This is a genomic window from Ferrovibrio sp. (assembly GCF_041906005.1).
Taxonomy (GTDB): Bacteria; Pseudomonadota; Alphaproteobacteria; order Ferrovibrionales; family Ferrovibrionaceae; genus Ferrovibrio.
Map to the genome: position 1 here is coordinate 45,495 of NZ_JAYRJY010000004.1, position 8,099 is coordinate 53,593.

The following is an 8,099-nucleotide window of genomic DNA, read 5'->3' on the forward strand; positions in this document are numbered from 1 at the left end:
TCGCGCGCTCTTGCGATGAACAGTCTCACACCTTTCTCGCCGGAAAGCGCAGCGCTCCCCTTCATCTCGGCGAGCGGAATTCGAAAATCCTTCGGCGGCGCGCAGGCGCTCAAAGGCGTATCGCTCGACATCGCGCCGGGCGAAGTGCATGGGCTGGTCGGCGCCAACGGTGCCGGCAAGTCGACCATGATCAAGATCCTCGCCGGTCTGGTGCAGCCGGATGGCGGCGAGATCCAGTTCGACGGCAAGCCGCTCTCCATCGCCACGTCGCATGTGGCGACGGAACTGGGGATGAGCTTCATCCATCAGGACGTAGCCCTGGTCCCCAGCATGACGATCCTGCAGAACATCATGCTGGGCGTCGACAAGAAGACCCGCTTCGGTCTGGTCGATTGGAAGGCGATCGCGAGCGATGTGGCGCCGCTCGCCGCCCGTGTCGGCATCCGCGCCAGCCTTGATGCCAAGGTCGGCACCCTGTCGACGGCCGAAAGCTGGCTGGTCAGCATCTGCCGGGCCCTGGTACACAAGGCGCGCCTCATCGTCATGGACGAGCCCACGGCCTCACTCTCGGCCGATGAGAGCGAACGGCTGTTCGAGATCATCCAGGACCTGTCGCGCTCAGGCGTTGCCGTGCTCTACGTTTCGCACCGGCTCGATGAAATCCTGCGCCTGTGCGACCGCGTCACCGTCTTTCGCGACGGTGATTCCATTGCCCGCTTCGCCCGCTATGAACTGAGCCGCGCCGTGCTGGTCGAGGCCATCGTCGGCCATGCCGCCGCGGCTGAGACGCAGATCGAACGGCGGCAACCGGTGGGCACGCCCATACTGTCAGTAACGCGTTTGGCTCGGCACCCGAAAGTCAACGACGTGTCGTTCGATCTTTATCGGGGCGAGGTGCTCGGCATCGGCGGGCTGGTCGGTGCCGGGCGCACCGAGCTCATGCGCCTGATCTATGGGGTCGATCGGCTGGATGCCGGTAGCATGATCCTGGATGGCAGGCCCTTCGCGCCGCGGAGCCCTGCCCAGGCCTATAAGGCCGGTATCGGCCTGGTGCCGGAGGAACGGCGCAGCGAAGGCTTGCTGCTCGGCAAGAGCGTCGCCTTCAACCTGTCGCTCGCCAATCTGCGCAGCCTCGCTCTTTCCCCGCTGCTGCCGGTGATCAGTCCGGCCAGGCGCAACAGCATGGCTCTGCGGACGGTGGCCGAGCTCGCCATCAAGACTGCCGGAATTCATGTGCCGGTGGGGTCCTTGAGCGGTGGCAACCAGCAGAAGGTCGTCATCGGGCGCTGGCTGCGCCGGGGCCCACGCATCCTCATCCTCGACGAGCCGACGCGCGGTGTCGATATCGGGGCGCGTGCCGAAATTCATCGTCTCATTCGCCAAATGGCGGCGGACGGCATGGCGGTCCTGGTCGTCTCGTCGGAACCCGATGAACTGCCGGATCTATGCGACCGCGTGCTGGTCATGGCAGATGGCCGCATCGTCCGGGAACTGGCGGGCGAGGCGATCACGCGCGCCGCTATCGTCGGTGCAAGCTATCACCACAAGGCAGAAGAGAAGGAAGTGACGTCATGAGCGATCTTGCCCTCGGCAATCGCCGCCTTTCGCCGGACGCAAAGCGCGCGCTCAGCCTCTTTGCGCGTTATGCGACGATCATCGGCCTCGGTCTCATGCTGCTGGCCTTCTCGGTGCTGTCGCCCCAGGCCTTTCCGACGCTCGGCAATTTCACCAACGTCATCAACCAGGCTTCGCTCGCCATGATCATTGCCGGCGGCCTGACGCTGGCGGTCATCGTCGGCGAGCTTGACCTTTCCATCGGCTTTGCCGCGAGCCTTCATGGCGTGCTGGTGACGGGCCTCATCGTGCGTCACGGCTTGCCGATTCCGGCGGCGATCGCGGTCATCCTGCTGGCGGGGGCCCTGATCGGCGTGGTCAACGGCCTCATCGTCACCAAGGCCAAGGTCAATTCGGTCATTGCCACACTGGGCGTCGGCACCATTCTGGTCGGCCTCTCCTTTGCCTATTCGGCCGGCGTCCCCATCGTCGCCGGCGTGCCGGAAGCCTTCCTGCAATTGTCGCTGGGGCGCTGGCTGTTCGGTATCCCCAACAACATCGTCATCATGGTCCTGATGCTGGGCGGCCTGTGGCTGCTGGTGGAAAAGAGCGCCATTGGCCAGGAAATCCAGGCGGTGGGCGGCAATCCGGCGGCAGCGCGGCTCGCCGGAATCAATGTCGACCGCATCAAGATCCTAGGCTTCGTCCTCTCCGGCATTTGTGCCGCCCTCACCGGCACCTTGCTGGCCTCGCGGCTCGGCAGCGGTACGACGAGTGCTGCCGATTCCTACCTGCTCACCGCCTTCGCCGCCGTGTTCCTGGGCTCGGCCACCTTGCGCGATGGCGAGTTCCACATCGTCGGCACGTTTGTGGGCGCCCTCATCATCGCCTTCGGCTTCAACGGCCTCAACATTTTCGGTGCGCCCACCTATTCACAATATATTCTGCAGGGCGCCATCCTGATCATCGCAGTGGGGCTCTCCAGCCTCGGCCGGCAGATGGCGGAAAACTGAGGAAGAGCCATGAGCGCCGACAAGCATTGGGACGTCTATGTGATCGAATTCGCCCGGTCGAAGGACCAGCCGTTGGACGGGCTGATCAGCGGTGCGCATGATGACGGTGTCGTCGACCTGCCATTCTCCTTCGTCATGGCGCGGCGCGGCGACAAGGTCGTCCTGGTCGATACCGGCTTCATGCAGGAAGGCATCGGCGCCGAGATGGGTGTCCGCTTCGGCATTCCCGATTGGGTCTCGCCGCTGCGCATGCTGGGGGAACTCGGCGTGGCGCCGGAGCAGGTGACGGATATCGTCATCTCGCATGCCCATTTCGATCACATGGGTTCGATCGGCAAATTCCCCAGGGCGCATATCTGGGTGCAGAAGGCGGAGATCCTCTCCTGGATCGAGGCCATGGCCCTGCCGCCGCAATTCGGTTTCTTGACCGCGATCATCAATCCGGATGATCTCAGGAATGCCTTCGATGCTTCGGTGCAGCATCGCCTGACGCTCCTCGAAGGTGACCGGGACAATATTCTGCCGGGCCTCCATGTGCGCTTCGGGCAAGGGCATACGCTGGGCCAGCAATTCGCCATCCTGGAGACGAGCAAGGGCCGTCTCGTCATCTCCGGCGATTGCGTCTATGACGGGCGCAACATCAAGGGCCATAACAATGACGGCGTCTATGTGCCGCTCGCCAACGGGGTGGGCAGCATCTGGGAGCAGTTGAAGACGATGGACCGCATCAATACCGAGATCGCAGGCGATCTCGACCGGCTCATCATCCTCCACGACAGCAAACGCTGGCCCAAGCTTCCGATCATCAAGGAGATCGAGGGCTTCCGAATCCTGCGGGCGGCCTAGATGCCGGAAAAGCCCGCGGCGGCACGAGGTCGAAGCGGGCTTGGGCGCCGATAAGGACGATATCGGTCATAAGAGTTCTGCAAGTCGTGCGACATCGGCGTCACCGGCTGACCGGCGTAAAGCGAGAATGCGCTCACCCACTGCATGGCGGGCGAGGACCGCGACGGTCTCTTCAAGCGGCACCGGGCTCACCGTCGATTCATTGACGATGACGGCGTGGGCTTTGAGCCCATGCAGTTTCATCGCCGCGAGGGCAGCGAGCGTATGGCTGATGGTGCCGAGATAGGAACCGGCCACCAGCAGGATGGGGAGGCCGCAATCGCGCATCCAATCCATGACCGTATGCCGGTCGTCGAGCGGGACCAGCACGCCGCCGACACCTTCGATGATGAGGCGTCCGTCCTCCGGCATCATGCCGGCAACCGCGCGGCAGGTTTCGGCGAGCTTGGCATAGGGGATGGTCTTGCCCTCGCGCGCAGCCGCCATGTCGGGCGAGAGCGGGGCCGCAAAGCGCCAGGGCGAAATGAGATTGAGGCCGCCGGCATCCATCGGCGCGCCCATGGCCATCAGCAACTGCCCGGCATCGGAGCCGGCCACATCGGCAGGGTCGAAGCCGCTCATGACCGGTTTCAGCGCAGCGATGGCGCGCCCCTCCCGGCGCCAGTGGCGCAGCAAGGCGGCGCTGAGAAAAGTCTTGCCGATATCGGTGCCAGTGGCGGTGACAAAATACCCGGTCATAATTTGCGTGTTTTTCACTTGATCAGTTGCGGCGGACCCGTTGGCTTGACACCCTGGGGAGCCGAGCTTAGCGTCCGCGCCGACCGAGGTTAAGCAGGAAAGGCAGAACGACATGGACAAGCTGAGCGACCAGGATCTGCGTCACGACTGGCCGGTCGCCGAGGTGGAAGCCCTTTTCGCGCTGCCCTTCAACGATCTGATTTTCCGGGCGCAGGGTGTGCATCGCCAGCGCTTCGATGCCAACGAAGTGCAGATGTCGACGTTGCTCTCGATCAAGACGGGCGGCTGTGCCGAGGATTGCGCCTATTGCCCGCAGGCCGCGCAGTACCAAACCGGCGTCGAGGCCGACAAGCTGATGCAGGTGGAAAAGGTCGTGGGGGCCGCCAAGGCGGCTAAGGACGGCGGTGCCTCGCGCTATTGCATGGGGGCGGCCTGGCGCGAACTCAAGGACCGCGATGTAGAGGCGATCTGCGACATCGTGAAGGGCGTCAAGGATCTGGGCCTCGAGACCTGCATGACCTTGGGCATGCTGACCGAAAAGCAGGCGGATGCTCTCGCTGCTGCCGGTCTCGACTATTACAATCACAATATCGATACCTCGCCGGAATATTACGGCGAGATCATCAGCACCCGGACCATGCAGGACCGGTTCGACACGCTGCAGCATGTGCGCGACGCGGGGATGAAGGTCTGCTGCGGCGGCATCGTCGGCCTCGGCGAAGGTCGGCGCGACCGGGCCGCCATGCTGGCGACGCTCGCCAACATGGCGGAACATCCGGAATCGGTGCCGATCAACATGCTGGTCCAGGTCGAAGGCACGCCGCTCCACGGCACCGACAGGCTCGATCCGCTGGAATTCGTGCGCACCATCGCGGTGGCGCGCATCCTGATGCCGGCTTCGATGGTGCGCCTCTCCGCCGGGCGCGAGACCATGAGCGACGAGTTGCAGGCCCTGGCCTTCCTCGCCGGTGCCAATTCCATCTTCTGCGGGCCCAAACTGCTGACCACCGCCAACCCAGCCCAGCCCAGGGACGAAGCCCTGTTCGATAAACTCGGCCTGAAGCCGATGCCGGTGCAAAGGCATCATGCCTGAGATCGGCGGGGCGCCGGCCTGGCTGCAGGCCGGTTTCAAGCATCTGTGGCTGCCCTATGCGCAGATGCAGACGGCGCCGTTGCCGCTGCCGGTGGTGCGCGCGGAAGGGGTGCGCCTTCATCTCTCCGACGGGTCAAGCCTCATCGACGGTATCTCGTCCTGGTGGACCCAGGCCCATGGCTATAACCACCCGCATATCCGCGCGGCGGTCGCGGCACAACTCGAGAAGCTGCCGCATGTGATGCTGGGCGGCCTTGCCAATGAGCCGGCGATGGTGCTGGCAACGCGCCTTGCCAAGCTGGCACCGGGCGATCTCGACCATGTCTTCTTCTGCGAATCCGGTTCGGTCTCGGTCGAAGTGGCGATGAAGATGGCGATCCAGTATTGGATCAATCGCGGCGTCCGCGGCCGCACGCGCTTCGTCAGTTTCCGCCACGGCTATCACGGCGACACCATGGCCTGCATGTCGATCTGCGATCCGGACGAGGGCATGCACGGCCATTTCAAGGGCTACCTGCCCGAGCAGATCGTGGTGCCGCTGCCCGTCGACATGGCCGGCGAAGCGGCTTTCATCGAATTGCTGGCGCAGCGCGGTGACGAGATCGCGGGCATCATCCTGGAGCCGCTGGTGCAGGGCGCCGGCGGCATGAAGTTCCACGATCCGTCGGTGCTGGGCTTCCTGCGCCGCATCACGGAGGCGCGCGGTCAGCTGCTGATTCTGGACGAGATCATGACCGGATTCGGTCGCCTGGGGTCGATGTTCGCCTGCGAGCAGGCCGGAATCGTTCCCGACATCATGACCCTGTCCAAAGCCCTGTCCGGCGGAACCCTGCCGCTATCGGCAGCGATTGCCAGACAGCACGTCTATGCGGCATTCCTCTCCGAGCGCCACGAGACGGCGCTGATGCACGGCCCCACCTATATGGGCAATCCGCTGGCCTGCGCCGCGGCCAACGCCTCGCTGGATCTGTTCGAACGCGAGCCGCGATTGGCGCAGGTCGCTGCCATCGAGACGCAGATGCGCACTGAGCTGGAGGCGTGTCGTGGCCTTAAAGGTGTCGTCGACGTGCGTGTCAAAGGCGCCATCGGCGTCGTCGAACTGGACCGCGCCGGCGAAGGTGCCTGGCTGCGGCCGCATTTCCTCAAACGCGGCGTCTGGATCCGCCCTTTCGGCAACATCGTCTATCTGGCCCCGCCCTTCGTCATCGAAGAAACGGATTTGCGCCAGCTCACCAGTGCCGTCACCGAAGTGACGGCACTGTGGTCGCGTGAGCGAGCGTAACGAACAGCCCCACTCAATTCAGCGTGTCGCCGCCAGGAACCGTGGTCTTTGGCACCTTGGTGTCGCTGTTCTCGAGCTTGGTTCCCAGCAGGTCGCGCGAATCGATAGCGGCCAGGCGGCTGCCCCAGTTGCAGAAGGCCGAACCGTCGCTGTTGAACGAGCAACTCACCACTGTTCCGCTCGGCAGCTTGCAAGACAGGCCGCCGCCTTGCGGCTGGGTAAGCGTGCCGCCCATGCGCTGGCAGTTCGACACGAATTGAGCAGAACTGAGATTGACGATCGCGATACCGGCCATGGCTGCAGGTGCCGTCGCGACAGCGATGCCCAGTGCAATGGTGACTTTGAGAACCGTACCCAGACTGAAAAACGCCTTGTTCGACATTTTCGGTTTCCTCCATGTGTCCCCGCAGCGGGATATAGCGCGCATCCGGGGATTTCGAGCGAGGAAGGGGTCTTTAGTGACCGACCTCACACATTTTAAGTCGAAATAGATTGGATTTTAGAAAGTTTAACGCCTATCGCGTTGACGGCTTGATGCTGAGCAGGCCCAGTTTTGCCAGCCAGACCAGCCCGCGTTCGATCCGATCGCGGCGGGCGTCCGGCGCATCGGCCAGGATATCGGCGACGGTGACTGGGCCCCGTCGCTGCAGATCGGCGAGGATGCGCGCGCAATCGTCGGCGTCCGGCGCCACCGGCTTTACGAAGGAAATGAGCGGCGACTGCAGCAAGGCCTGCAGTCTGGCGCCATCGGCGCCCTGCGTCACTGCGACGATATGCTGGTCGCTCAGAATATCGCTGGGGTAGCTCGCAAAGCTGATGAAGGGGTCGAGGCGGGCGGGGTTGCCAGGTTCGCCGGCCTGTCGCGGGGCGTTCTCCGCACCGGCCGCGCGCAGGGCTCCAAGTTCATGCCACAAGGCCTGATAGCGCTTCACCACCGAGGCCCAGTCGAAATTTTCGACCGCCTGCCGGCGCGCCGCAGCACCCATGCGGCGGCGCAGGTCGTCGTCTTCGATCAGTTTCAGATAGGCGCGTGCCGTGGCATTGGGGTCAATGGCGACGAACTGGCTGGAGAAGCCACAATAGAGGTCATAGGTGTCGATCCCCGCAGCATGCCGGTCGGCAAGGTCGGCGCCGAGACCACCCCGCGGCATTAGGGTCGGCACGCGCAGGCCATCGACACCATCGCGTACCGTGTCCTTGTAGCCGTTCCAGTCGCTGACCACGCCGGGGAGACCAGCCGCCATCGCCTCAATGGGCGTGAGGCCGAAGGTTTCCTGGAAATTGTCCGAGAGCGAGGTGAAGAGATCAGCCGCCGCCCAGGCCTGGGCGCGGAGATCCGGCTTGCGCCCATCGAGGAAGACCGCCTTCACGCTGGGACAGAATTGTGCCGCACCGTTTTTGAACGCGTTCGCGATGAAATCATTGGCGAACCAGCCGGCCTGGATGAGGTGGATCTTGCGCTTGCCGCTTTTGGCCAGCGCTTGCGCGGCGCGCTCGAGGCCGAGATACATCGGCAAAGGATGTGCCTTGGCATGGAAAGAGAGCCGGCCGACGAACAGCACCGCGATATCGT

Annotated in this window: 8 protein-coding genes; 5 read left to right on the forward strand and 3 right to left on the reverse strand. The window is 63.9% G+C overall.

Going from position 1 to position 8,099, the window contains the following annotated elements:
* Nucleotides 1–15 precede the first annotated feature (15 nt).
* From ACE3OO_RS19720 to ACE3OO_RS19730, 3 genes are read left to right on the forward strand one after another with little or no spacing between them, the layout of a single operon-like run.
* Nucleotides 16–1,575: a sugar ABC transporter ATP-binding protein gene (locus ACE3OO_RS19720; protein ID WP_374305692.1), complete on the forward strand. Its 1,560-nt coding sequence runs from the start codon at nucleotides 16–18 to the stop codon at nucleotides 1,573–1,575.
* Nucleotides 1,572–2,567, forward strand: coding sequence for an ABC transporter permease (locus ACE3OO_RS19725; protein ID WP_374305694.1), 996 nt, complete (start codon nucleotides 1,572–1,574; stop codon nucleotides 2,565–2,567). The genes ACE3OO_RS19720 and ACE3OO_RS19725 overlap by 4 nt, the downstream gene beginning before the upstream one ends.
* 9 nt (nucleotides 2,568–2,576) lie before the next feature.
* On the forward strand, nucleotides 2,577–3,413 hold the full coding sequence (locus ACE3OO_RS19730) for an N-acyl homoserine lactonase family protein (protein ID WP_374305696.1): 837 nt from the start codon (nucleotides 2,577–2,579) through the stop codon (nucleotides 3,411–3,413).
* 66 nt (nucleotides 3,414–3,479) lie between these two features.
* Here ACE3OO_RS19730 and bioD read toward each other — a convergent pair whose 3' ends face one another.
* Nucleotides 3,480–4,265: a dethiobiotin synthase gene (gene bioD, locus ACE3OO_RS19735; RefSeq protein ID WP_374305698.1), complete on the reverse strand. Its 786-nt coding sequence runs from the start codon at nucleotides 4,263–4,265 to the stop codon at nucleotides 3,480–3,482.
* On the opposite strand from bioD, the gene bioB reads away from it, so the two are divergent.
* Both bioB and ACE3OO_RS19745 read left to right on the forward strand, forming a co-directional pair.
* The gene (gene bioB, locus ACE3OO_RS19740; RefSeq protein WP_374305701.1) at nucleotides 4,264–5,244 is read left to right on the forward strand and encodes a biotin synthase BioB; all 981 of its coding nucleotides are present in this window, start codon (nucleotides 4,264–4,266) and stop codon (nucleotides 5,242–5,244) included. The genes bioD and bioB overlap by 2 nt on opposite strands.
* Nucleotides 5,237–6,526, forward strand: coding sequence for an adenosylmethionine--8-amino-7-oxononanoate transaminase (locus tag ACE3OO_RS19745; protein WP_374305704.1), 1,290 nt, complete (start codon nucleotides 5,237–5,239; stop codon nucleotides 6,524–6,526). The genes bioB and ACE3OO_RS19745 overlap by 8 nt, the downstream gene beginning before the upstream one ends.
* A 13-nt stretch (nucleotides 6,527–6,539) precedes the next feature.
* Here ACE3OO_RS19745 and ACE3OO_RS19750 read toward each other — a convergent pair whose 3' ends face one another.
* Nucleotides 6,540–6,908 (reverse strand): hypothetical protein, encoded by a 369-nt coding sequence (locus ACE3OO_RS19750; RefSeq protein WP_374305706.1) that lies wholly within the window; start codon nucleotides 6,906–6,908, stop codon nucleotides 6,540–6,542.
* Nucleotides 6,909–7,041: 133 nt separating this feature from the next.
* On the reverse strand, nucleotides 7,042–8,099 hold a 1,058-nt coding region (locus ACE3OO_RS19755; RefSeq protein WP_374305708.1), incomplete at its 5' end, for a glycosyltransferase.